Here is a 23,210-nt window from a genome sequence, read left to right as displayed (position 1 = left end):
CCCCGCCTCCCGCCGCACCCGTCGGCCCCGGCAGATTCCCACCACCCGGAACAGGACCGGCACCCCGCCCCGGCACGTTCTCGGCCTCCCGGCGGCCCCCGGCCTCCCCACCCTCCTCCGGCTCCGCCATCACACAACCTCCAGCCGCGTGACCCACTTCGTCTGCAGCACGCCGGGACGGTTCGGCGCGATGATGCGGGCCGGGTGTCCGTGGTCGGCCGACAGCACCTCCCCGTTGAGCCGCAGCGCGAGCAGCGTCAGAGGGTCGTCCGCGTACTCCCGGCCCATGTCCATGACCCGGTACGCGCCCGCCACCTCCAGCGACACCACCCGCAGCCCCGACCCGGGCGGCGCCCCGGCGCGGGCCAGCAGGTCCCGGATCCGTACGCCCGTCCAGTCCGCGTCCATGCTCCAGCCCTCCACGCAGGCGATCGGCAGCCGGACCCGGTGCTGCGGCAGCTCCGCGAGCTCCGCGAGCGTCAGCCCGTACGGCTCAGGGCCCCGCACCTCCAGCCGCCACCCCCGTACCGCGGCCGCCGTCACGCCCGCGGCCCTGGCCGTACGGTTCACCGGCAGCCCCTGCGGCCCGTACCCGGGATGCCGCGGAGCCAGCAGGTCCAGCGCCCCCAGCGGGGTGAAGGACTGCCCGACCGTCGTGACCGTCACGGCCCCCACCGCCGCCCCCACGCCGAGCAGCAGGGCCCGACGGTCCGGCCCGTCCCGCTCCTCGTCCGGCAGGGCGAGCGTGCCGGGGGACCGCCTGCTCCAATGGGCCCGGATCTCGGGTGCCTTGACCGCGATGTGCAGCAGCACGGAGCCGGCCACCACCCACGCCACCGCGTAGTGCACCGGCACGAACGAGAACGGCCACGGGTACCACTCGGCGATGTTCAGCAGCCCGGTCAGCACCTCGAACACGCCGGCCGCCACCAGCACCGCCACGGACAGCCGCTCCAGCGCGTGCCGCACCGAGCGCAACGGCGGCCAGACGAAGAGCCGCGGGTAGACCGCCCACAGCTTGGCGAACAGCAGCACGATCGCGGCCAGCCCGACGGCGACGTGCAGCCCCTGCGTCAGCCGGTAGCCCCAGGAGGGGCGCGACGGGAGGTGCGGGAGGAGCCAGGGCGGCGGCTGCTGGAGGAAGTGGCTGACCAGCCCGGTCAGGAAGCACACCGCCAGCGCGACGCCCAGCCACCGCCCGAGCGCGGTCGCCGTCCGCGCGTCGTGCAACCGGCCGGCGAAGGCCGGCGGCCGGAGGACGGGCAGACCACGCGAGGCCGGCACCCGGAATGCCGCACGTCCCCCGGCCGAGCCGCCACCGCCGGCCCGGCGAGCGCCGTCCCCGCGGTTGTCGGGCCGGCGCCCATCCGCCCCGCGCCGCCACGACTCGTGCGCACGGCCCCCGCGCTTCGCCGGCTCGCGCGCACCGGCCTCGTGCATCGGCGGCTCGACCCCATCCGGACCGCGCTGGTACGGGTCGCGGGCGTCGGGGCCGTGCTGGCAGGGCTCGTGGGCCTCCGCTCCGCGCTCGTGCGGCTCGGCCCCGTCGGCACCGCGCTGGTACGGGTCGCGGGCATCGCGGCCGCGGCCATCGCGGCCGCGCGCGTCGGGCTCGTGCGCAGCCGCCCCGGACTCGTACTGCTCGCCCCCATCGGGACCGTGCAGCTCGGGTCGGCGCTGTTGCTCGGGTCGGCGCCCGTCGGGCCGGCGGAAGGCCGGACGGCCGGGGCGCCATCGGCCGATCGGAGTGTCCATGCCCCCATGCAACCGCGGGGTGCCGCCCGTCAGCGGGCTCCGACACCTTACGGAACGCGAACGGCCCGCCGCGCCCACGCCCTCGGCGGCACCGCCGCTGCCAGGGTGGCCGGGTGACCCGCCCCCGTCCGTCCCACCCCGACTCCCACCATCCGCAACCACCCCTGCCCCCGACCACCTCAGACCGCACCCCAGAACCCGACGCCCCCACAGCTACCGCGCCCCCTGCCGGAGCCGGCCGCGGCCCTGAACCGGCACCCGGGGCCGAAGCCTCCGGCCCGGCCGATCCCGCGCCCGATCCCGCCCCCGCAGCCGGCAGGCCCGCCGGGTCCGCAGCCGCTCCCCAAGACCCTCTCCCGGCCACCGCGGTCCGCCCTGCCCCGGCCACCCCTGTACGGCGCGTGGACGCGGCGAGATCCCTCCCAGCCGACGAGGCCCCCACCACGCCCACCATCGGCCCGTCCCCGGCCACCACGAGGACCACGCGACCCATGGCCGCCACGGCCGCCACCGCCCTCCTCCTCGCCGCCCTGACCGCCGGACTCGTCCTCACCGTCCTCGTGGGCGCGCCCTCGCCCGACCCGTCCTTCCCCGACGCCACCGGCCTCTCCTGGCGCTACGCCGCCTGCTGGGCGCTGTTCGGCGCGGCCGTGTGGACCCTGCGCCGCGTGCCGCCCCGGCACGTCACCGCCCTCGTCCTCGCCGGCGGCATCGCCGTCGCCGTGGCCGGCCTGGTCGCCCCACCGCGGACCAGCACCGATTCGTTCCGCTACGCCTGGGACGGCCGGGTACAGGCGGCCGGCATCTCCCCGTACGACCACGCCCCGGCAGACCCCGCCCTCGCGGCGCTCCGCGACACCTGGCTCTTCCCGCCCCACGAAGCCTGCCGCGGCGCGACCGGGCCCGCGCCCACCCCGGCATCCGGCCCTCCACCCGCACCCGCTCCCGCGTCGGGTCCTCCACCCGCACCCGCTCCCGCGTCCGGTCCTCCACCCGCACCCGCTCCCGCGTCGGGTCCTTCACCCGCTCCCGCTCCCGCTCCCGCCCCCGCCCCCGGCCTCGCGCCCCTCCCGGACGGTGGCTGCACCCGCATCAACCGCCCCACCGTCCACACGATCTATCCGCCGGCCGGCGAGGCGTACTTCCTCCTCGTCCACGCCGTCTCCCCGGCCGGCGCACGCCACAAGCCGCTCCAGACCGCCGGCGCGTTCCTCACCCTCGCCACCACCCTCGTGCTCCTCCGCGTCCTGCGGCGCCGCGGCGACCCGCGCGACGCCGCCTGGTGGGCCTGGTGCCCGGCCGTAGCCGTCGAGGCGGTCAACAACGCGCACGCCGACGTGCTCGGCGTCCTCCTGTCCGTCACCGCACTGGCGCTGACGGTCCGTCACCGCAGCGCCGGAGGCGCGGTGCTGGGCCTGGCCACCGCCGTGAAACTGCTGCCCGCCGTTTTGCTCCCCGGCGCACTCTCGGGCATCAGGCGCCCCCGCGAAGCGGCCGCCACACTGCTCCCCGCGGTCATCGTGCCGGCCGCGCTCTACCTCCCGTACGTCCTGCTCTCCGACTCGTCCGTCCTGGGCTACCTCGGCGGCTACGCCCAGGAGGAGGGCTACCAGGACGCCTCCTCCGGCGGCCGCTACGCACTCCTGCGCCTCCTGCTGCCCGACTCCTGGGCCGTACCCGCCGTCCTCGCCGGCACGGCCGCGGTCAGCCTGTACGTCATCCGCCGCGGCGACCCGGCCCGCCCCTGGTCCGGCGCACTCCTCGTCACCGGCACGGTCTTCCTCCTGACCACCCCCGGCTACTCCTGGTACGCGCTGCTCCTGATCGCCCTGGTGGCCCTCGACGGCCGGTGGGAGTGGCTCGGCGTGGCCCTCGCGGGCGCGGCCGCCTACCTCGTCATCCCGCGGTACCTCGCCGCCGGCACCGTGGCCTACGGCACCGCCCTGCTCCTCGTCCTGGCCGGGCACACGCTCCGCACCCGCCGCCACCGCACCCGCCGGGCCTACTCCTCCCGGAACTTCGACACGGCGTAGGCGACGAGGCCGGCGACGAGCAGCGCCCACACCAGCCCCTCTGCACCGGCCCGCAGCCACCCCACGACCGCCAGCGGACCCGCGACGAACGCACTGGTACGCAGCGTCCGAGCGTCCCGCAGCAACGACCACCGCACCACCGCACTGCCCGGGTGCCGCATCTCGACGACGGCAGCCCGCACGACGAACACCGCGACGACGACGGCCGCAGTGAACAGAACCGGTCCCATGGCCGCTCCGATCGCCACCCGAAGAGCGAAGCCGGGGGCGGACACACCCGGCCCACCCACGGTAGACCGCCCCCGACCCCCCTGCCAGGACGAGCCCGCTCAGGCCTCCCAGTCCCACGTGTCGAAGTACGCCGGGAGGCCGGTGTGGCGGGCGGAGAGGACGGCTTCGAGGCGGGCGTGGTCGCGGGGCGGCATCAGGGGGCGCCACTCGGGCACGGTCAGGGCGCGGACCTCGTCGTGTTCGTCCGGGTCCAGCACGATCGCGGCGAGCCGCTCCCCGCTCAGGCGGCCGCCGTCGAAGACGACGCCGATCGTGGCGAGCGGCCAGTCCCCGCCCGGCAGGCCGAACACCGTGGCCAGGAGCCTCGGTGGGCCCGGGACGTGGATCCCGGTCTCCTCCCGGCACTCGCGCACGGCGGTCTCCCAGGGGCGCTCGCCGGGCTCGGCCACGCCGCCCGGCCACTGCCACGGGTGGTTCCGGGAGTACGTGGCGCGGAGCTGGACGGGGCGGTCGTCCTCGTCCGTGAAGAACACCGCCCCGAAGACCGCGGCCTTCGGCAGGGTCGCGGCGTACTCCTCGGGCGGCAGCCAGAGCCCGCCGGGCGGGGGAGGGAGGTGCGGCCGCGGCGGCCAGACCGGCGCCGGGTCGGTGGGGTCGGTGGGGTCGGTGGGGTCGGTGGGGTCGGTCGGGTCGGTTGGGTCGGTTGGGGTGGTTGGGGTGGTTGGGGTGATGGGGGTCGTGGGGCCGGTGGGGCCGGCGGGGCTGGTGGGGGTGCGTTCGGGCACGGCGGGCTCCTTCAAGGGACGGTCGGGCGGCTGGCCAGGCGGCGCACTACGGGAGGTGGTGGGCGGTGTGGAGGCGGCGCAGCGTGCGGTGGCCGCGTTCGGTGACCTCCGGGTCGGCGTGTGCGCTGCCGTACGCGATGCCGGAGACGGCGTCGAAGGCCGCCTCGCAGTCCAGGCGCAGTTCCTCCGCGGGGGTGAGCGGCCTGCCGTAGCCGTCGAGGAACGCGTCCCGCAGGTCCGGCCGCCCGGTCCAGGTGTCGCACAGCCGCGCCATGTCCCGGGTGGCGGTGCCGTACTCCGACCGCTCGAAGTCGAACAGCCGCGGCTCGCCGTCGCCGTCGAGCAGGACGTTGCGGTACTGCAGGTCCCCGTGGGTGGGTACGAGGACGGGCCGCGGCAGGTCCGCGTGCGCCCGCGCCAGGGCGAGGACCAGCTCCTCGTCCCCGTCGGCCAGGTACGGACGGGCCGCCTCCAGGTGGCGCCCGACCCTGTCGGCGGCCGTAACCGCCCCGGCGGGCCGTTCGGGGGCGCTGCGGTGGAGGGTGCGGGCGAGCCGGCCCAGGCCGTGCTGGACGCGCGCCTCGGCGGCGGGGCCGAGGACCACGCCGTGCAGCGGGCGCCCGGGCCAGCGCGGTGACGACGACGGCCCGCGCCGCGGCGTCGGCCGCGACCAGGCGGGGCGCGCCCGGCCCGAGCGCCGGCACCCACGACCGGTACGCGGCCACCTCCCGGTCGTGGAACCGCGCCCCGCGGTGCCGCTTCAGGAACCACGTGCCGCCCCCGGCTCCGGTGAGCCGCCACACCCGGCTGCCGGTGCGGACCCAGGACACCTCCGTCGCCCGCCCGATCCTGCCGACGGCCTGCTCGGCGAACTCCCGGAGACGGTGCGGAAGTTCCGCCCCGCGGTCCGGCGGTCCGGCCAGCAGCCGCGTACGGCCCGGCCCCTCCGTCGTGTGCTCGACGGGGTCGCCGGGCCGCTGGAAGTGCACGGCGCCCGGCACACCGGCGCGGTAGGCGTCCAGCCCGGCCCGGCAGTACGCCACCATCGGCGCCGGTAGGGCGTCCAGCGCGTACCAGCCCATGCCGTCACACCGGTCCGGCTCCCTGATCCCGGGCCGCCCCGACCACCGCCGCACCTCGAAGAAGACGCCGGTCCGGGACCGGGAGCCCGTCGGGGGACGGTGGTGGACGGTCACGGCCAGGGTGACGTCCTCCGGCGCGACCAGCACACCGGTCTCCTCGCGGGCCTCCCGGACCACCGCCTCCACCATGTCCTCACCCGGGTCGAGGTGCCCGGACGGCAGGTGCCACATCCCGGACGCGTAGACGGGCCCCGCCCGCCGCGACAGCAGCACCTCCGCCCCGCCGTCCTCGCCGTCCCGCCGCAGTACGAGGTGCACGTCGACCGGCACCGTGTAGCGCGCCGGCCCGCCCGTACCGGCCCCCACCGCGCCGCTCACCGCCGAGCCCCCGACCGTCCGGGCCGGTCGGGCCGGTCGGGCGCGGCCGCTTCCGGCGGAGGGTCCGGCACGTGCCGCAGGCCCCGCAGCGGCGACGGCGACAGGACCGCGAGAGGTACGACGAGCAGGCAGGCGCCGACCGCGAGCGCGGGCCGTACCCCGGCCCACGTGCCCGGGCCACCGGCCGGCAGGGCGCCCGGCGGGCGGGCGCCGGAGGTCGGGCAGTTGCTCGGGGCCTGCATCCGGGTGTGCGTCCGGGACCCGGTGACGATCTGTCTGATCGACCGCGGTGTGGTGCCCGCCGCCGCCGAGTACCCCAGCTGGGGGAGGAGTGCCGCGCCGATCGTGAACTCCCTGCCGGCCCCCGGGGCGGCCGGCGGCAGCGGCAGCCGGGTGAGCGGGTTGCCGGTGATCATCTGGCGGCGTTGGGAGTGCCGGTCCGCGAGGGCGCCGGCGTGCAGGGCCGGCAGCGCGGGCGGGAGCCGTCCCGGGAACGCCGGCCGGGCGATCTGCCCCGTGGTGGCGTCCAGTTCGAGCAGGGCCAGGACGGGGTGTGCCGCGGAGGTGAGGGAACCGCCGGCCGGGCCACCGAGCCGTTTGGCCACCGTCACCACCCCAGCTCCGTGTACAGGCGGCCCGCCCGGATGCCCTCGATCGCGGCGCGGGCGTACGGGGCGACCCTCTCGGGGAGGGACTCGGCCGGCCACCAGTCCCAGGACAGACAGCGGTCCGGCTCGCGGACCTCGGGCGTGCCGGCCCACTTCCGGGCGCGGAAGACCAGTTGCATGCGAGGCCGGCCGCCGGGAGCGTCCACGACGTGCACGACGTGCACCAGTTCCACGTCCGCCGGGTCGACGGCGATGCCGGCCTCCTCCTCCGCCTCGCGGACCACGCAGGCGACGGCGGACTCCTGCTCGCAGTGCCCGGCGAGGAAGTGGTGGGTGTTCCCCGCGTACGCCGAGCCGGGATGCCGGAGCCCGAGTAGCACCCGCCCCTCCCGCTCCAGGTACAGGTGCGCGCCCACCAGGTTCAGCCGGGCCCGGCCCCCGGAGGAGGCCCGCGCCGGTGCCGGCACGGGGGCTCCCCGGGCCTGGTGGAGGTCGATGACCTCCTTCGTCCACGGGCACATCGTCAGGTACGGGACGGTGCCGACGTCGAAGTGGCGGAACATGATGCCCTCCGGGCACGGCAGGTCGTCGGCATCCCCGTCCCAGGCCCCGAGGTAGACCCGGGCCCGGCCCCCGACCCCGTCGGGGCCCACGGTGTCCACCACCGTGAACTCCTCCAGCGGGACCGCCAGACCGGTCTCCTCCAGCAGTTCCCGCTCCACCGCCTCCCGCGAGGTTTCCGCTCCCTCTCGGTCGCCGCCGGGGATGCTCCAGGTCCCCGGATCGCAGATCCGCTTGTTGGCGTCCCGGAGGTGCAGCAGGTAGCGGCCCCGGGAGTCCACCAGCAGCGCGGCGGCACCGCGCGGGTCGTCGTCGGGTGTGGCCTGTTCGATTGCGGCGGGTTCCGCAGGGCTGAACGGCTGGGGATCCACGGGTCCTCCGGATGGGTGCGCGGTTGGTACTGGTGCTCTAGGAACGGCTCCCGTTCGGGTGCGTCACGGCCGGATCGGGGGCGAAACGGTGAACGGATGTTCCCGTCGGCCCCGTTGGTCCTGGCGGGCCTGCGCCGGCGCCGTTGAAACTCGCTCGAACAGGGACGTGTCCCCCGACCGGGGGATTGTCGTCCCCGGCCCGGCCGCCGTGCCAGAGCGCCTCCGGCCCCCCTCCGTACGCCCCGCGCCGGATGACGTACGCCCCCGCGGGGCGCCGTAAGGGTTTCGTCACCGGGACCGGCCTCCCGGACCGGGCTCCGACCCCCTTGAATGGCGGAGCAAGCCGAAGCAGAGACACATGAGGAGGGCCGTCGTGGGGCGCGCCGGGAACAAGAGGAAGCAGTGGTGGGCCGCGGCCGTCGTGGCGGGGCTGGCGGTCCTGGCGGCCGGGCTGGTGTGGTTCAAGCCCTGGGCCCTGTGGGTCGACGAGTCGGTGCACGAGGCCCTGCCCTCCGCGAAGGCGGCACCGCCCGGCACGCAGGGCACCGGGGCGGCTCCTCCCCCCTCAGGACCGGTCACCGTCGCGCAGGGCGCCTTCATCAGCCACGAGCACGCCACCACCGGCACGGTGAAGATCATCCGGCTCGCGGACGGCACCCACACGCTCCGCCTCGAAGGCCTGGACACGAGCAGCGGCCCCGACGTGCGCGTCTGGCTGAGCGACGCGCCCGTCAAGCCGGGCAAGGCCGGCTGGCGCGTCTTCGACGACGGGCAGTACGTCAACCTCGCCCCGCTGAAGGGCAACAAGGGCGACCAGAACTACCCGCTGCCCGCGAACGTCGACTGGGCGGCGTACCCCAGCGTCAGCATCTGGTGCGACCGCTTCGACGTCTCCTTCGGCGCCGCAGCCCTCGCCCGCACCTGACCCGGGACGCCCGTCCCGCTCCACGGGGCCGCGGCCCGCACACCGCCGTGACGACCGCGGCCCGCACACCGCCGTGACGACCGCGGTGACGACCGCCGTCACGCCGGCCGTCGGGCCCCCGGCCCCCGGTTCCCGGAGGAGCCCGCCAGGAGCCCGAGTTCGGCCGGCGTGAACGGAGGGCGGTCGAGCGGCGGTCGCGACGGACCCCGCAGGGCGGTCAGCAGGACGCCGGGCCTGACGAGGGACGCGGGCGGGGCCTGGAGGGCCAGTACGCCGGTGAGGGCCGTGGCCGCGCGGAAGGATCCCGTCGCCGTACGGGACAGGCGGCCGACGTACCGGTGCAGCAGGCGGTCGGCCGGGTTCGGGCGCCGGCCCACCGTGGTGGGGAAGTGCATGTCCTGCCCGACGGCGAGGGCCCAGGCGGCGTCGACGGGCCGGCCGACGGCGCGCTGCGCACGGCGCGCCCAGCCCCGGGCCGGGCCCGTGGAGAACGCGTCGCGCAGGGCGAGGGCGCCCAGCGCGGCCACCGACATCCCCTGTGCGTACACGGGGTTGAAGGTGGCGACCGAGTCCCCGAGCGCCACCAGGCCCTCGGGCCACGTGCGCAGCCGTTCGTAGTGGTTGCGCCGGTTCGCGGTGCCACGGGCGACGCTGACCCCGGTCAGGGGTTCGGCGTACGCGAGCAGCTCGGCCAGGACGGGGTGGCGCAGCGTCCGGGCGAAGCGTGCGAAGTCCTCCGTGTCCCGCGTGGGCCGTCCGCCGGGGGCGCCCATCAGGCTGACGTGCCAACGCCCGCCCTCGACCGGGAGGATGGCCCCGGCGTTGGCGGGCCCCGGCAGGCGCGGGTCGGCCTGCACCCCGACGACCGGCCAGCCGCGGGTGGGAACCGGCGCGCGGTAGAACCGGCTGGCGTAGGTCAGGCCCGAGTCGATCCGGTCCTGCACGAGGCCGTGGACCCCCACCTCGCGGAGCCACTCGGGCAACTGTGAGCCCCGTCCGGAGGCGTCGACGACCAGATCGGCGCGCACCTCCGTCTCCGCGCCGTCCGCACCGCGCACCCGGACCCCCGTCACCGTGCCGTTCCCGCCGGTCAGGCCGACGACCCGGGTCCGCGTACGGACACGGACGCGGGAGTCCGACAGGACCTGTCCCCGGATGACGGAATCGGTCAGGTCGCGGCTCGCGGTGATCACGAAATGGGTGGCGGGCTCCCAGCGGCGGTACCAGCCCTCGGGGGAGTGGATGACCATGTCGGTGGTCACCGGTATGCGGTGGGCGCCGGCGGCCGTCAGCCGGTCGATGGTCCCCGGCAGCAGGGACTCGACCGCCTCCGCCCCACCGCTCTGCAGCCAGTGGATGTGGGCGGCCTGGGGGACGCCGGTCCGCGGCTCGGCGCCGGCGGGCAGCGCATGCGCCTCGACGACCTCGACCGATCCCGCGTGCTCCACGACGGCGGCGGCCGCGAGCATGCCCGCGATGCTGCCCCCGATGACGACGACGTGCCCCGCGGCCCGGCGCGTTCCCCTGTGCATCGAGGCCTGCTCTCTGTTCGGATGCGAAACACGTACGGGCGCCTGCCTACCGGATGCCGGTCCCGCAGTCCACACCGTCCCGAGGTCCCCGTCGTCCCGAGGTCCCCGTCGTCCCGCGGTCCCCGTCGTCCCGCGGTCCGCGCCGTCCCGCGCTCCGTGACCGTCCCAGTGCCCTTGGCCCTCAGCTCGAAACGGCCTCGGACCAGCCGCGGTTGACGGTCTCTCGTGCCTTCTCCCGCTGCGCCTCCGTCGGAAACGCCGGCGTGCCCTCGACCGTCGGCAGTTTCTCCGCGGCGGCCTTGTCGAGGGTGCCGTCCTCCTGCATCGCGTCCATGAGGACGGGGCGCGCATAGGCGCCGAGGCGGAGGTTCTGGCCCTCCGGGCTGAAGACGTACTCCTGCCACAGGCGTGCCGCCGCGGGGTGCGGCGCGTCCTTGCTCACCCCGTTCGCGTAGTACTGGGCGAAGCTGCCGTCGAAGGGGATGGCGGTCCGCCAGTCGACGTCGGTGCCCTTCTCGCGGAATTCGTCGGCGTATCCGAGGTTGAGGAAGTCCCAGTCGATGCTGATCGGGGTCTGGCCCGTCGCGACCGTGGCCGGGGTGGATTCGACCGGGATGAAGTTGCCGTTCCTGCTGAGCTCGGCGAAGAAGTCGATGCCGGGCTGGATGTCGTCGAAGGAGCCGCCGTTCGCCAGGGCCGCCGCGTAGACCCCGGCGAAGGCGGAGCCGGACCTGGTGGGGTCGCCGTTGAGCGCGACCTTGCCCTTGTACTCGGGCTTGCGCAGGTCGGCGAAGGTCGCGGGGCAGGTCTTGACGCGCTTGGCGTCACAGCCGATCGAGATGTAGCCGCCGTAGTTGTTGTACCAGCGGGCCCGGTCGTCCTTCTGCTCCTCGGGGATCCCGTCGTACGGGGCGACCTCGTACGGAGCGAGCAGGCCCTGCCGTGCCGCGGCCTGCGCGAACGAGCCCCCCACGTCGATCACATCGGGGGCGCGGCCTCCGACCCGGTGCTCCTTCAGGGCGTTGATCTCGTCCTGGCTGGTGCCTTCCGGATTCTCCACCATGACCTCGATCCCGTACTTCTTCTCGAAGCCGTCGATCAGTGAGCCGTAACCGGCCCAGTCGCTCGGGAGCGCGATCGTGTTGAGCGAGCCCTCCTTCTTCGCCGCCGCGGTCAGTGCCGCCATGCCCCCGGCGTCCGCGGCGGAGGTGGCCACCGCGGGTGCCCGGGGCGCGGTGGCGGGCTCGTCCCCGCAGGCGACGAGGGGCGCCGCGAGGGCCAGGCAAGCGGCGACGGAGGCTGTCCGGAGACGAGGTGCGGGCACAAAAGCACCATAACGGGCGGTGTCGCGTACGGATCGAGGCCACCGTACGTGCGGCGGCCCCGGCAGCGACGTCCCGGACGGTGGTCCGGCAGCGCCGTCCCGGACGGTGGTGTCCGTGGCTTCCCTGCGGCTGCCGTACCGGCGCGTTCTCAGAACTCCTCGTCGTCCCACCCGGCCAGGAGCGCCTCCCCGAGATCCATCGCGGGCGGTGCCGCCCCGTCGTGGAGGGCCTGCTCGCTCCAGATGATCTTGCCGCGGGCCGTGTAGCGAGTGCCCCAGCGTTCGGCGAACTGCGCGACGAGGAACAGGCCGCGACCGCCCTCGTCGGTGGCCTCGGCCCGGCGCAGGTGCGGGGAGGTGCTGGACCCGTCCGAGACCTCGCAGATCAGGCTGCGGTCGTACAGCAGCCTCACCCGGATGGGCTCGGTGCCGTAGCGGATGGCGTTGGTGATCAGCTCGCTGAGGATGAGTTCCGTGGTGAACGCGATGTCCTCCAGGCCCCAGTCCGCCAGCCGGCGGGCGCAGGCGTTGCGCACCCGGGACACCGCCGCAGGGTCGGGCGGCACGTCCCAGTCGGCGATCCGCGCGGGGTCCAGCCGGCGGGTGCGGGCCACCAGCAGCGCGACGTCGTCGCCGGGCCGGGTGGGCAGCATCGCGTCGATCACCGCGGTGCAGGTTTCCTCCGGGGTACGGGCGGGCCCGGCCAGGGCGGCGCGCAGCGCTGCCAGGCCCGCGTCCGGATCGCGGTCGCGGCTCTCGATCAGCCCGTCGGTGAAGAGCGCCAGCAGGGAGCCTTCGGGCAGGGTGACCGTCATGGTCTCCATGGGCAGGCCCTCGCCCAGGCCCAGCGGCGGGGAGACCGGCACCTCCGGGAAGGACACGGTCCCGTCGGGGCGGACCAGAGCGGGGCCCGGATGCCCGGCGGTGGCGGCCGTCACCTGCCCCGAGACGGGATCGTAGATGGCGCACAGGCAGGTGGCTCCGGTGATCCCCTGCCACTCCTGCTCGTCGGCGTCGATGTGGGCGACCAACTCGTCCAGGTGGCTCAGGAGTTCGTCCGGGGGCAGGTCGAGGGTGGAGAAGTTGTACACGGCGGTGCGCAGGCGGCCCATGGTGGCGGCGGCGTGGAGACCGTGGCCGACGACGTCGCCGACCACCAGGACCACCCGGGTGCCGGGCAGCGGGATGACATCGAACCAGTCGCCGCCCACACCTGCCTGGGCAGCCAGATAGCGGTGCGCGACCTCGACGGAGGACTGCTCCGGTACGCCCCGGGGCAGCAGGCTGCGCTGCAGGGTGACGGCCATGGTGTGCTCGCGGGTGTAGCGGCGGGCGTTGTCGACGGCCAGTGCCGCCCGGGCGGTCAGCTCCTCGGCGAAGGACACGTCCTCCTCGTCGAACGGCGGGGAGTCCTGCCCCCGCCAGTAGCCGGCCATCCCCAGCACCACGCCCCGGGCCCGCAGGGGCACGGCGATCAAGGAGTGGATGCCGCGGTCCAGGATCTTCAGGGCGTTGGCCGGGTCCTGGGTCCGCCAAGGGTGGGTGGCGCGCAGGTCCGCCTCCAGGACCGCACGGCCGCGGCCAGACCGGCCGCCATCGGGCTGGTGGGAACGAACCGGATCAGCCTGCCGACGGGGTAGAGCGGGTGGTCGCCCTGAAGGCCGACGGCGGCGGTGCGGCGCATCTCGGTGCTCGGCTCGGTCGGCTCCTCGCCGCGCAGCACCGGGTCGAGCAGGTCGACCGTGACCACGTCGGCGAACCGTGGGACCGCCACCTCCGCCAGTTCCTCCGCGGTGCGCTCGACGTTCAGCGTCGTGCCCACCCGCACCCCCGCGTCGTAGAGCAGCTTCAGCCGCTCGCGGGCCACCTCGGCCCTGCCGGAGAGTGCCCGCAGCTCGGTGGTGTCCCGCAGCGTGACGACGGTCCCGGCCTGTCCGTAGGGGGCGGTGGGCCGGATGTTCACCGACAGCAGCCGGTCGGCTGCCATGTGCAGCTCGTCGGTCGCGGCACGGCCCGATGCGATCGGCTCGGCGATCCCCTCCTCCAGACCGAGGTCCGTGACGCGGAGGCCCTCCGCGTCCGCGGGCAGCCGCAGCAGCCGCCGCGCCTCGTCATTGGCCAGCAGCAGCCGTCCGCCGCCGCCGACGATCAGCACGCCCTCCCGCACCGCGTGCAGCACCGCGTCGTGGTGCTCGTACATCCTCGTCATCTCGGCCGGTCCCAGGCCATGGGTCCGGCGCAGCAGCCGACGGCTCACCAGAGCGGTTCCGCCCGCGGACAGGGCGAGTACCGCGCCCGCACTGCCGAGGACGACGGGCAGCTGCCGGTTCACCATGCTCTGCACGTTCTGGACCGTGACCGGGGAGGACACGATGGCGATGACGCGGCCGTCGGAATCCCTGACGGGGACCACGGAGACCACGGACTGCCCCAGGGAACCTTCGAAGGTCTCGGTGAAGGACTGGCCGGCCGCCGCCTTGGAGAAGGGGCCGACGACGTGCTTCCCGATCTGCCGCGGGTCGCTGTGGGCGAGGGTGACCCCGGAGAGCGAGTACACGTGGATGCCGTCGACCCCGGCGATCTTCCGGGCCGCCTCGGCGCTGGGCTGCAGCACGGCGGTCGGATGGGGGCTGCGCAGGGCCGCGACGATTCCCGGGGATTCCGCGAACGTTCCGGCGGCGGCGAGCGTACGGTGCCGGGCGTCCTCCATGCCGGCGCTCCGGGCCTGCACCACGAGCGCCACCACCGCGGCGGCGACGAGCAGCACCACGACGGCCAGCTGCAGGAGGAACACCTCGCCGGCCACGCTGCGCACGCTCAGCAGGGAGGACAGACGCTGCGGACGCCGCGCCCTTTCCTCGGGGGGCCGGCCGTGCTCCTGACGCTCCTGGCGGCTCCCTGAGCGCGGACGCCGAGGAGGAGAGGAAGAGCTCGCGGTCGAGCGGAGCAGCCGACGTCGGACGTGTCCAAGCAGGTCGCTCATACTCCATCTTCCAACCTCCACGGGCCGTCGGCAGCGGGGAGCGACGGTCGCCGGGTCGGCGACCCGGGGCCCCCTCCGCAGAGCGAGGGCGCGGGGCGGGCGCGTGGGGGCGCGGGCGGGATAATGGACGGCACGGCGAGTGGAAGGGGACATCTCGTGCCATCGGCTCGGCCGGGGGGCGAGGGGACCCACGGCCCGTTCTGGTCCGAGCCGGGGACGCTGCTCGAGCACGTGCCCGTGGCCGTCTTCGGCCTCGATGACGGGGACCTCGTCTGTTACTGGGGGCCCGGCGCGCGGGACCTCTTCGGACATGACGCCACCGCCGTCCTGTCGAAGCCCGGCGCCGTTCTCTTCGCCGACGGGCCCCCGGGCGCCCCCGATCCGTGCGCCCGCCTGACCGAGCGAGGCCGGACCCAGGGGTACTGGAGGGGGCGGCTGCCGGCCCGGCACCGTGACGGCAGTGTCTTCGACTGCGGCTTCCGGGCCTTCTCCGTGACCGGATCGGGCGGACCTTCGGTGGTGATGGTCCTGGCCAGCCGGAGCGACGAGCTCGACCGGGTCAAGACCAACCTCGCCTTCCTCGACGCCCTCTTCGAGACCTGCCCCATCGGTCTGGTCATGCTCGACCCGGACCTCCGGTACGTCCACCTCAACCAGGCGCTCGCCGACATGGACGGCCTGCCGATCGAGGCGCACCTCGGGCGGCGCATGGACGAAGTCATGATCATGTCCGATGGCGGTGAGTACCAGCGCATGCTCCGCGAAGTCGCCCTGGGCGGAGCGCCGGTCGTGGGAACGCTGGTGGGGATGCGCCCGCGGGGGCATCCGGACCGTGACCAGGTGCGGTCGGTGAGCTTCTTCCCCCTGAGCCAGGCGGTCGGCTCGCGCCCCGGAGTGGGCGGGCTGATGCTGGACGTGACCGACCGGGAACAGGCCATCCTGGAAGCCACCGCCAACCGTCGGCGGCTGGCCCTGCTGGACGGGGCCTCCACGCGCATCGGGACCACCCTGAACGTGAACGTCACCGCCCAGGAGCTGGTCGACGCGTCGATGCCGGACTTCTGCGACGGCGCCGTGGTCGAGGTCGTGGAGTGGATGGACGAGGCGGAGGACTTTGAACCGGCGCGGCCGCTGTTCACCCGCCGGATCGCCTCCGGGACGATCCTGCCCCCTCCGGCCACCGAGCTCGTGAGCGGCGTGGACAGGGTGCGCTATCCGCCCGGCTCCGTCATCCACGACATGCTGCGAACCGGTCGCGCCGTCTCCGCCGTGGTGGACGACGACTTCCTGGCCCGGACCGTCCTCATCGAGTCACGCGCACGTCTCTTCGCCGAGAGCGGCTTGGCCTGCGTCCTCGTCGCCCCGCTCATCGCCAGGGGTACGGTCCAGGGGATCGCCATGTTCGGCCGGTCCGTGGGCAGGCCGGCCTTCACCCGGGACGATGTCAGCCTGGCCGGTGAGCTCGCCTCCCGGGCTGCGATCTGCCTGGACAACGCCCGTCTGTACAGCCGCGTCCAGGACATCGCCCTCACACTGCAGCGGGCGTTGCTGCCCAGCGCGCTGGCGACCGGCCCGTACGTGGACGTGGCCCACCGGTACCTGCCCGGCAGCCGGGGCACCGAGGTGGGTGGCGACTGGTACGACGTGATCAACCTGCCGGACGGCCGGGTCGTGCTCGTGGCGGGCGACGTCATGGGGCACGGGGTGTCGGCCGCGGCCGCCATGGGCCGCCTGCGTATCACCACCAAGGCTCTGGCCAGGCACGACAGCGAGCCCGCCGACCTGCTCGCCGAGCTCGACGCGTGCGCCCAGGAGGCCGGCATCGAGCTGGCGACGTGCGTGTACATCGTCTACGACCCGGCGAGCGGACGCGCCCGCATCGCCAGTGCCGGCCATCCCCCGCCCCTGGTGCTCCGGCCGGACGGCACGGTGAAGATCATCGACGACGTCCTGGGGGTCCCTCTCGGCGTCGGCGGCTGTCCCTTCAGGACGATCGAGACCGAACTCCCGCGGAACGCGATTCTCGCCCTGTACACCGACGGCCTCGTCGAGACACGCGGCGGGGACCTCGAGGTCGGCCTGAAGGCATTGTGCGCCGAACTGCGCAGGGCGACGGGGACGTTGGAAGCCATGGCGGACCGCATCCTCGCGAGCCTGCTGCCCGCGCCGCCGGCCGACGACACGGTTCTCGTCCTCGCCCGCGTCCGCCGTGCCCCCTGAGGAGCACAGGAAGGTGGGCGAGCGGTCGGTGTGAGTCCTGAAACAGATCGGGAGTTTCCGTGCTTCGTACCATGTTCAATTCTGACATCTGGACGTTTCCGCAGGTCAGAGCCTCGTTGCCCTGGGGCTGGTCAGCAAATGGTCAGCATGGGTCGGGGACCACGTCCAGCTCATGCGGGCTCCAGTCCCCGGCGGGCCTCTCGGCGCCGGTGGCGGGCGGGCGTTCAGAGCCCGTGCCGGTCGAGGAGGGCCATCAGTTTCCGCTTGCGTTTCTGGTCGGCGCGCAGGGCGGCCAGGTAGGCGGCGAACTCGGCTTGGGTGCCCAGTGTCCGATGGCAGGCGCGGGCGCTGAGCAGCAGCTCGGTGAGGCGTTCGTACGTCGCGTCACCGGTTTGCCGGCGAAGTGGTTCGATCCAGCGGAGGTAGACGGCCAGGGCGTCGGCCGGCCGCCGGTCACGGATCCGGTCGGCCAGGGCGAGCCACTGCCGCTGGTCGGCGTAGCCGTCGGTGGCTGCCTGCCAGGCGGCTTGGAGGTCGTTGTCGTCGAGGAGCGCGTCGACCAGCACGGAGCCGCCGTACCAGCGGTCCCGCTCGGGCCGGGCGGTGGCCTTCAGCACCTCCAGGGCGCCTGTGCGTTCGCTGCTCTCCCACGTGCCGGCCGCGCTCGCCGCGGTACGCAGGTGCTGGTAGGCGGCGAGCGAGGGACGGGCGCGCAGCAGGCGCCGGCGGACCGCGACCACGTCGGCGGGGCGACCGGCCCGCTGATGGCGCTCGCAGACGAAGGCGACCAGATCGCTGTCGGGGCCCCACTCGGCTACGGTCTCGCGCAGGCCGCGTTCCGCCCACTCCATGGCTTCGTCCGCGCGGCCCGCCGCCTCCAGCTCTCTCGCGATCACCAGGTGGGTGCGGCCGTTCGGGTCGAGGTCCGCCGCGCGGATCTCGACCAGTGCGTCCACGGCGTCACCGTCGGTCTTCAGGAGGCGCTCCATGAGGTACTTCTCAGCCCACCCTTTGGGGTCGGCCCGCCAAGCGGCCACGACCAGCGTGCGCGCCCGGGCCAAGCCCGGATCACCGAGCACGTCCCGGTAGTCGAAGAGGTCGATGTCGGTGGCGTCGCTCACCTCGTCCAGCAGGTACCGCACCAGCCACTCTGCGGTCTCCACCGGGTCGGGTCGGGCAGCACGGCAGGCTTCGAGATGGGCTTCGGCCAATTCGGCGGTCAGGTCCCCGATCAGGCCGTCCGAGTCGTCGATCTCCCCGTACGCGCGCCCCAGAGCGCGGAGGGCCTCGCGGGCCACCTCGACCGCGTCCGGCGCCCGGCCGCTCGCCGTCAGTGCTCGCAGTGCGGTGACGGCCTCTGCCGCCTGCCTGCCGTAGGCGTGGGCGTCGGTGTATTCGACGTAGCCGTAGCGGGCGAAGGGGCGCGTGTCGAGGAGGTGCAGGACGCGCTCCCGGACCACGCCTGTGTCCTCACCGGCGGCGGCCGCGCGCAGCTCCAGGCGGCGCCGCAGGTCACGGTCGTCGGCGAGCTGCTCGCGGACCAAGGCGAGCAGTTCCTCCCTGGTACGGGACTCCAGCCAGCCGTTCAGCAGCCGGGTGCGCGTGGCGGCGGCCGACCGCTGCCCTGGTACGGAACCGGCCTGCCCCAAGACCGTCAGGCCGACCGCCACACAGTGCTTGCAGAAATTCCCCTCCCGTCCGTACGGGCAGTCGCACCAGCCGGTGAGCCCGCTGTCCTCGTCCTCGGTCAGCTCCACCTCGTAGGCGTCGGTGCCGTCGACGGTGGCGGTGATCGCCTCGTCCCCGACCTCCAGCCGCGTGACCGCGGACAGATAGCCGAGTCCCCGCTCGAAGGAGCGTGCCCCCGCCAGCCGACGTAGATCCTTCTCGGTGAATCGCAGAGCATGTGTCACGGCACCCACTCAACCGGACGCGAAGCCCCCTCCACCATGCTTCGGGGAGGAATTGGGCATCTGCCTCTCGCACACGTGGTGCGACGACAGCCTGAAGCAGCTGCCGCTCACCGCCAACGAGCGGATGGAGGTCATGAATGGGTGACGCGCCCGAGCACGGGGGGTGCGCCACCATCACCCCTCCCCGGGCACGCTCAGGGCATGACGCGCATGGCGAGTACGGAGCCATCCTGATGGATGGAGACGGGGCCGTCCCACTTCGAGTCCCATCCGAGCAGCGGCCATGTCGTCCGTTGGGCGTGGACCTCGGTGCGGTACCGCTCCAACTGACCGTTCTCAAGATGGTGGAAGAGGTCCTTCACGACTCCGGAGAACGCCTCGACCCGGGTCCTGTTGAGACGGAAGACATGATCGGTGCCGACGAAGTCGATGCCGTGGAGCTGTGCGTACGCGTCCTGGACGCTGTCGGTGGCGGCATGGATCAGGCCCGTGAAGTGTCGCTGTCCCTGCCTCTTGGCGTGCCGTCTCCGGCGAAGGCCGTCAGCCCGGCGGCGGCGGTTCGGGCGAGGACGCGCCGAAACCACGGATAGTGCTCGGGCTGCACGTGGAACCCCGGCTCGGGCGCCGGCGTGGCGTCGCCCTCATGGGGCCGTTGGATTCCCGGGTAGATGTTCTCGTCTTCGACGGGTTGATCGAGATGGTTGTCGGGGGTGTCCCGTGCGATGTTCAGCCGGCCGCCGGTTCCGCGCGCCTGCAAGGCGTGCACCGTGAGCGGGCCCTCGGTCGGAAGCTCCGTGCTGAACACCAGGACCGGCGTCTCGTTCCACGCGCCGATGTGGACTGCCTCGACATGGGCGGAGGCGGACGCCAGCTGGGTGTGCGACGTGGCTGCGTTGCTGTGGTTGCCCTTGCAGGCGATCGGGATGGCCAACAACGCCTCGCCGGGCTTCCAGACCTCGGCGACTCGGCACGGCTTGCTGTGGACGCGCGCTGCAGTTAGGGGGAAGGGGCCGGGTCCCATGTGGGGCGGGCCGGGATTTCGGACAGTCGTCGCATCAATCTGATGACGCGTTGGAAAAGTCGGCAATCTGTCAGCATGAGTCCTGAAAGACGTGGGGAAAGCTGACCGAACATGCGAACCGTTGTAGGCTCCGGGCATCGCCCTTGACCTGCGAGAAGTGGGCAGGGAGCAGACATTTCGGGAGTATTGCCATGTTTCGGACCATGTTCAAGTCCAAGATCCACCGGGCTACGGTCACGCAGGCCGACCTGCACTACGTGGGGTCCGTGACCATCGACGCCGAGCTGATGGAGGCGGCGGACCTGCTGCCCGGCGAGCTCGTGCACATCGTCGACATCGACAACGGCGCCCGGCTGGAGACGTACGTCATCGAGGGCGAGCGGGGCTCCGGGGTGATCGGGATCAACGGTGCCGCCGCGCACCTGGTGCACCCCGGCGACCTGGTCATCCTGATCAGCTACGCCCAGGTCGACGACGCCGAGGCGCGGGCGCTGCGCCCGAAGGTCGTGCACGTGGACGCCGACAACCGGATCGTGGAGCTGGGCGAGGACGCGTCGGCGCCGGTGCCGGGCACCGACCAGCGGCGCAGCCCGCACGCCGTCGGCGTGTAGCGGGACGGGAATCGCGTGGCGCGGCGGCACCCGCCGCCGCGCCTTCGTACTCAGAGGGGGATGGGGACCGGCATGGCCGTCGAGATCAAGGACTACCGGGACGCGGGGCGGCTGCGTGCCGTCGAGGACGGCCACGTCGTGGGCCGCATCGTGTACTTCGTGCTGGACGGCCCCGTGGTCGCGCTCGTCCCCGTCCACACCGTCGTCGAGCCCGGCCACGAGGGCCGCGGCATCGGGGGCGACCTGGTGCGGCGGCTCTACGAGATCGCGGCCGAGGAGGGCGTGCCGGTGGTCCCGCTCTGCCCGTACGCCGCCAAGTGGGCCTCCCGGCACCCGGAGCTGGCCCCCGTGCCCGCGCCGGAACTCGTGGCCGCCGCCGAGGCGCAGCAGGCGGCGAACCCCGTCTGATGCCGGCCCTCGCCCTGCTCCACACCTCCCCGGCCCACGTGCCGGTCTTCGACGCACTCCGCGACCGGCACCACCCTGGTCTGGAGCTGCGCCACGTGGTGGCCCCGGAGCTGCTCGACGGGGCCCGCGAGCACGGGCCCGAGGCGATGGCCGGCGAGGTGGTCCGGCTGGTCCGGCAGGCCGCGGACGGCGGCGCCGCGGCGGTGCTGTGCACCTGCTCGTCCCTCGGCGCCGTCGCCGAGGCCGTGCCGCTCGCGGTTCCCGTGCTGCGGCTTGACCGGCCGATGGCCGCCGAGGCCGTACGCCTCGGCGGCCGGGTCGTGGTCCTCGGAACCGTGGCCAGCACCCTGGAACCGACCCTGGCGCTGCTCGCGGAGGAGGCCGCGGCCCTGGGCGGCGGCCGGGCCGCCACGCCGGCCGACGGCCGGGCCGCCGTACTCCGCGACGGCCGGGCCGCCGTACCTGCCGACGCCCTGCCCGCCGCCGTGAGCCTGGAGGGCCGGCTGGTCGAGGGGGCCTGGGAACGCTGGGAGGCGGGCGACACGGACGGCTACCTGGCCGCCGTGGCCGCGGCCGCCGACGCCCTCACCGCGTCCGGCGCCGCCGACGTGATCGTGCTGGCCCAGGCCTCGATGGCGCCGGCCGTCGCCCTCGTACGCCCCGGCACGCCCGTCCTGTCGAGCCCGGCCCCGGGCCTGGCCGCAGCCGCGGCGGCCGCCGCCGGCGCGCGTTCCGCGGGCGCGGGGACGGCGTAGGACCCCTCCCGCGTGGTCCCACCGGGCCACTCCGGTGGGCAGTGCCGGGCGTCGCGAGGGACCCTTGGAGGCATGGCAACCACCCCTGACCTGACGCGTCCGCCCGACCCGGAGCCCGCTCCGGTGCCGGAGCCGACCCCCGCGCCGAACCCGCCGCCGATGCCGCCGCCCCCGACGCCGGGCCCGGTCCCGGAGCCGGATCCGATCCCGCCGCCCCCCGGACCCGCCCCGATCCCGCCGCCGGGGCCGCTCGGCTGATCCCCGGCGCATCGCCGGGAGCCGCGCCGCGCCCTGGTCCGGCGCGCTCAGGCCGGCGCGCCCGTCAGCGCCGGGTCGGAGAAGAACTCCGAGGGACGGGTCACGCCCGCGAGGACCCGGGCGAAGCCGTCCATCAGCTCCTGGCGCTGCGCGATGGCGCCGAACACCTGCTGCATCTCCGGTGTGGGCGGTTCGAGCTTCGCGAAGTCGGCCGTGAACCCGTACATCTCCCGGACCCGCCCGTCGCGCGCCTCCTGGTAGACCGCCATGGCCTCCTCGAACGGACGCTGCCCCGTCAGGGCCTCGTGCAGGGCGCGGGCGCAGAGCTCGGCGTCCTGGAACGCGTCCTGGATGCCCTGCGCCGTGATGAAGTCCTTGAGGTAGCCCGCGTCCCCGACCAGGGCCCAGCCCGGACCGTGGGGCGTGCGGAAGTGGTTGGGGACGGCGGTCCCCATGATCCGCCCCACACGGGTGGCGCCGGCGGCCCGCTCCGCCAGGCCGGGTGCCAGGGAGATGGCGGCCAGGTACTGGCCCTCCACGTCGGCCCGGTTGGCCTCGAACTCGCTCATCGGCCAGCTGCAGACGACCAGGCTCAGCCCGTCGTGGGTGGGCCAGCCCGCGAAGGCGCGGTCGCCACGCAGGTAGGCCTCGAAGTCCTCCAGCCCGAGCCCCTCCCAGTACGTGTAGTAGCCCGCCTGGAGCTTCGGGATCTCGTCGTACGTGCCCGCTCCGACGGTCCGGGCGACGAAGGAGTGCGCACCGTCGGCCCCGACCACCACCCGGGCGTGCTCCGTGACCTGCGCGCCGGCGTGCTCGCGGCCCCGGATCCCCGTCACCGTCCCGTCCCCGTCGCTCACCAGTTCCTCGACGGAGAAGCCTTCGCGCACCTCGGCGCCGGCCTCCGCCGCCGCGTCCACGAGGATCTTGTCGAGCACGGTGCGGCGCGGCGCGTACGAGCCCGCGTGGCCGAAGCCGGCCGGGGAGCCGGCGAAGGTGAGGGGGCCGAGGTCGAAGGAGTACCGGGTGATCTCCGGCAGGCCGCCGGCCGTCACCCGTTCCAGCAGCCCCCAGCGGTCCAGCGCCGCCACGCCCGGCGGGTGGATCAGATGGGTGGAGACGGTGTCACTGGGGAAGACGGCGCGGTCCGTCAGCAGGACCCGATGGCCCTGGCGGGCCAGCAGCATGGCCGTCGGAGCGCCTGCGCAGCGGGCCCCGACGACGATCGCGTCGTACGTCGTGTGCGTCATGGCAACACCTGCCGATCGCTCTCTTCCACGCTAGCCGCAGACCCTGCCTCCCGGCGCGCCAAGGCCGGCACGGGGCCCGCAGCCCGGCCTGCAGCCCGGCCCGCAGCCCGGCCCCGGCCGGCCGGGCCCGGGGGCCGTAAGGCACGCCGCCCAAGCGGGTAGGCACGCCGCCCGAGCGGGCCGCGGAGCCGCTACGTACGCCGCCCGAG

General features: G+C 74.5%; 17 protein-coding genes and 2 pseudogenes. 6 read left to right on the top strand and 13 right to left on the bottom strand.

Annotated elements, in window-relative coordinates; all coding sequences use genetic code 11:
- Nucleotides 1–129 precede the first annotated feature (129 nt).
- Nucleotides 130–1,284, bottom strand: a complete 1,155-nt coding sequence (locus ACIQUQ_RS19475) for a molybdopterin-dependent oxidoreductase (protein WP_403977420.1) — start codon at nucleotides 1,282–1,284, stop codon at nucleotides 130–132.
- Nucleotides 1,285–2,246: 962 nt separating this feature from the next.
- Here ACIQUQ_RS19475 and ACIQUQ_RS19470 point away from each other — a divergent pair.
- Nucleotides 2,247–3,788 (top strand): glycosyltransferase 87 family protein, encoded by a 1,542-nt coding sequence (locus ACIQUQ_RS19470; protein WP_403977250.1) that lies wholly within the window; start codon nucleotides 2,247–2,249, stop codon nucleotides 3,786–3,788.
- Here the strand turns inward: ACIQUQ_RS19470 and ACIQUQ_RS19465 are convergent.
- From ACIQUQ_RS19465 to ACIQUQ_RS19440, 6 genes and pseudogenes are all read right to left on the bottom strand, one after another.
- Complete coding sequence (locus tag ACIQUQ_RS19465; RefSeq protein WP_403977248.1) at nucleotides 3,758–4,018, bottom strand: hypothetical protein; 261 nt, start codon at nucleotides 4,016–4,018, stop codon at nucleotides 3,758–3,760. The genes ACIQUQ_RS19470 and ACIQUQ_RS19465 overlap by 31 nt on opposite strands.
- A 99-nt stretch (nucleotides 4,019–4,117) precedes the next feature.
- Nucleotides 4,118–4,804: an NUDIX domain-containing protein gene (locus tag ACIQUQ_RS19460; RefSeq protein ID WP_403977246.1), complete on the bottom strand. Its 687-nt coding sequence runs from the start codon at nucleotides 4,802–4,804 to the stop codon at nucleotides 4,118–4,120.
- A 46-nt stretch (nucleotides 4,805–4,850) separates the two neighbouring features.
- A complete protein-coding gene (locus ACIQUQ_RS19455) occupies nucleotides 4,851–5,408 on the bottom strand; it encodes a phosphotransferase family protein (RefSeq protein WP_403977244.1) in 558 nt (185 codons plus the stop codon).
- A gap of 502 nt (nucleotides 5,409–5,910) precedes the next feature.
- Nucleotides 5,911–6,159, bottom strand: a pseudogene (locus ACIQUQ_RS19450) (NUDIX domain-containing protein); the annotation flags it as partial.
- 101 nt (nucleotides 6,160–6,260) lie between these two features.
- Entirely contained in the window at nucleotides 6,261–6,875 is a 615-nt protein-coding gene (locus ACIQUQ_RS19445) for a hypothetical protein (RefSeq protein ID WP_403977242.1), read from the bottom strand.
- A complete protein-coding gene (locus ACIQUQ_RS19440) occupies nucleotides 6,872–7,804 on the bottom strand; it encodes an NUDIX domain-containing protein (RefSeq protein WP_403977240.1) in 933 nt (310 codons plus the stop codon). Before ACIQUQ_RS19440 ends, ACIQUQ_RS19445 begins: the two co-directional genes overlap by 4 nt.
- Nucleotides 7,805–8,162: 358 nt before the next feature.
- Here ACIQUQ_RS19440 and ACIQUQ_RS19435 point away from each other — a divergent pair, with 358 nt between their 5' ends.
- On the top strand, nucleotides 8,163–8,729 hold the full coding sequence (locus ACIQUQ_RS19435; RefSeq protein ID WP_403977238.1) for a DM13 domain-containing protein: 567 nt from the start codon (nucleotides 8,163–8,165) through the stop codon (nucleotides 8,727–8,729).
- A gap of 98 nt (nucleotides 8,730–8,827) precedes the next feature.
- Here ACIQUQ_RS19435 and ACIQUQ_RS19430 read toward each other — a convergent pair whose 3' ends face one another.
- The 3 genes and pseudogenes from ACIQUQ_RS19430 to ACIQUQ_RS19420 form a co-directional block, all read right to left on the bottom strand.
- Nucleotides 8,828–10,261: an FAD-dependent oxidoreductase gene (locus ACIQUQ_RS19430; protein ID WP_403977236.1), complete on the bottom strand. Its 1,434-nt coding sequence runs from the start codon at nucleotides 10,259–10,261 to the stop codon at nucleotides 8,828–8,830.
- Nucleotides 10,262–10,442: 181 nt separating this feature from the next.
- Complete coding sequence (locus ACIQUQ_RS19425) at nucleotides 10,443–11,585, bottom strand: ABC transporter substrate-binding protein (RefSeq protein WP_403977234.1); 1,143 nt, start codon at nucleotides 11,583–11,585, stop codon at nucleotides 10,443–10,445.
- Between the two features lie 149 nt (nucleotides 11,586–11,734).
- Nucleotides 11,735–14,568, bottom strand: a pseudogene (locus ACIQUQ_RS19420) (SpoIIE family protein phosphatase).
- Nucleotides 14,569–14,724: 156 nt separating this feature from the next.
- Here ACIQUQ_RS19420 and ACIQUQ_RS19415 point away from each other — a divergent pair.
- Nucleotides 14,725–16,788, top strand: coding sequence for a SpoIIE family protein phosphatase (locus ACIQUQ_RS19415; protein ID WP_403977232.1), 2,064 nt, complete (start codon nucleotides 14,725–14,727; stop codon nucleotides 16,786–16,788).
- Nucleotides 16,789–17,012: 224 nt separating this feature from the next.
- Here the strand turns inward: ACIQUQ_RS19415 and ACIQUQ_RS19410 are convergent, their stop codons facing one another.
- Both ACIQUQ_RS19410 and ACIQUQ_RS19405 read right to left on the bottom strand, forming a co-directional pair.
- Complete coding sequence (locus tag ACIQUQ_RS19410; RefSeq protein WP_403977230.1) at nucleotides 17,013–18,701, bottom strand: SWIM zinc finger domain-containing protein; 1,689 nt, start codon at nucleotides 18,699–18,701, stop codon at nucleotides 17,013–17,015.
- A gap of 481 nt (nucleotides 18,702–19,182) precedes the next feature.
- Nucleotides 19,183–19,632 (bottom strand): hypothetical protein, encoded by a 450-nt coding sequence (locus tag ACIQUQ_RS19405; RefSeq protein WP_403977228.1) that lies wholly within the window; start codon nucleotides 19,630–19,632, stop codon nucleotides 19,183–19,185.
- A 281-nt stretch (nucleotides 19,633–19,913) separates the two neighbouring features.
- Here ACIQUQ_RS19405 and panD point away from each other — a divergent pair, with 281 nt between their 5' ends.
- The 3 genes from panD to ACIQUQ_RS19390 are packed head-to-tail and all read left to right on the top strand — an operon-like array spanning nucleotide 19,914 to nucleotide 21,496.
- A complete protein-coding gene (gene panD / locus ACIQUQ_RS19400) occupies nucleotides 19,914–20,333 on the top strand; it encodes an aspartate 1-decarboxylase (RefSeq protein WP_403977226.1) in 420 nt (139 codons plus the stop codon).
- 60 nt (nucleotides 20,334–20,393) lie between these two features.
- Nucleotides 20,394–20,741, top strand: a complete 348-nt coding sequence (locus ACIQUQ_RS19395; RefSeq protein WP_403977224.1) for a GNAT family N-acetyltransferase — start codon at nucleotides 20,394–20,396, stop codon at nucleotides 20,739–20,741.
- The gene (locus tag ACIQUQ_RS19390; RefSeq protein ID WP_403977222.1) at nucleotides 20,741–21,496 is read left to right on the top strand and encodes an arylsulfatase; all 756 of its coding nucleotides are present in this window, start codon (nucleotides 20,741–20,743) and stop codon (nucleotides 21,494–21,496) included. The genes ACIQUQ_RS19395 and ACIQUQ_RS19390 overlap by 1 nt, the downstream gene beginning before the upstream one ends.
- 305 nt (nucleotides 21,497–21,801) lie before the next feature.
- Here the strand turns inward: ACIQUQ_RS19390 and ACIQUQ_RS19385 are convergent, their stop codons facing one another.
- Nucleotides 21,802–23,001 (bottom strand): NAD(P)/FAD-dependent oxidoreductase, encoded by a 1,200-nt coding sequence (locus ACIQUQ_RS19385; protein ID WP_403977220.1) that lies wholly within the window; start codon nucleotides 22,999–23,001, stop codon nucleotides 21,802–21,804.
- Between the last annotated feature and the right edge of the window lie 209 nt (nucleotides 23,002–23,210).

This window comes from Streptomyces sp. NPDC101118 (genome assembly GCF_044759445.1).
Taxonomy (GTDB): domain Bacteria; phylum Actinomycetota; class Actinomycetes; order Streptomycetales; family Streptomycetaceae; genus Streptomyces.
The sequence above is the reverse complement of the archived record's forward strand: the minus strand, read 5'-3'. Positions and strand labels throughout refer to the sequence as shown.

What these genes read in the sequence shown, in the direction of transcription:
- ACIQUQ_RS19470 (WP_403977250.1), top strand. Translation starts at nt 2,247, where the DNA reads ATGGCCGCCACGGCCGCCACCGCCCTCCTCCTCGCCGCCCTGACCGCC.
- ACIQUQ_RS19465 (WP_403977248.1), bottom strand. Translation starts at nt 4,018, where the DNA reads ATGGGACCGGTTCTGTTCACTGCGGCCGTCGTCGTCGCGGTGTTCGTC.
- ACIQUQ_RS19435 (WP_403977238.1), top strand. Translation starts at nt 8,163, where the DNA reads ATGAGGAGGGCCGTCGTGGGGCGCGCCGGGAACAAGAGGAAGCAGTGG.
- ACIQUQ_RS19430 (WP_403977236.1), bottom strand. Translation starts at nt 10,261, where the DNA reads ATGCACAGGGGAACGCGCCGGGCCGCGGGGCACGTCGTCGTCATCGGG.
- panD (WP_403977226.1), top strand. Translation starts at nt 19,914, where the DNA reads ATGTTTCGGACCATGTTCAAGTCCAAGATCCACCGGGCTACGGTCACG.
- ACIQUQ_RS19395 (WP_403977224.1), top strand. Translation starts at nt 20,394, where the DNA reads ATGGGGACCGGCATGGCCGTCGAGATCAAGGACTACCGGGACGCGGGG.
- ACIQUQ_RS19390 (WP_403977222.1), top strand. Translation starts at nt 20,741, where the DNA reads ATGCCGGCCCTCGCCCTGCTCCACACCTCCCCGGCCCACGTGCCGGTC.
- ACIQUQ_RS19385 (WP_403977220.1), bottom strand. Translation starts at nt 23,001, where the DNA reads ATGACGCACACGACGTACGACGCGATCGTCGTCGGGGCCCGCTGCGCA.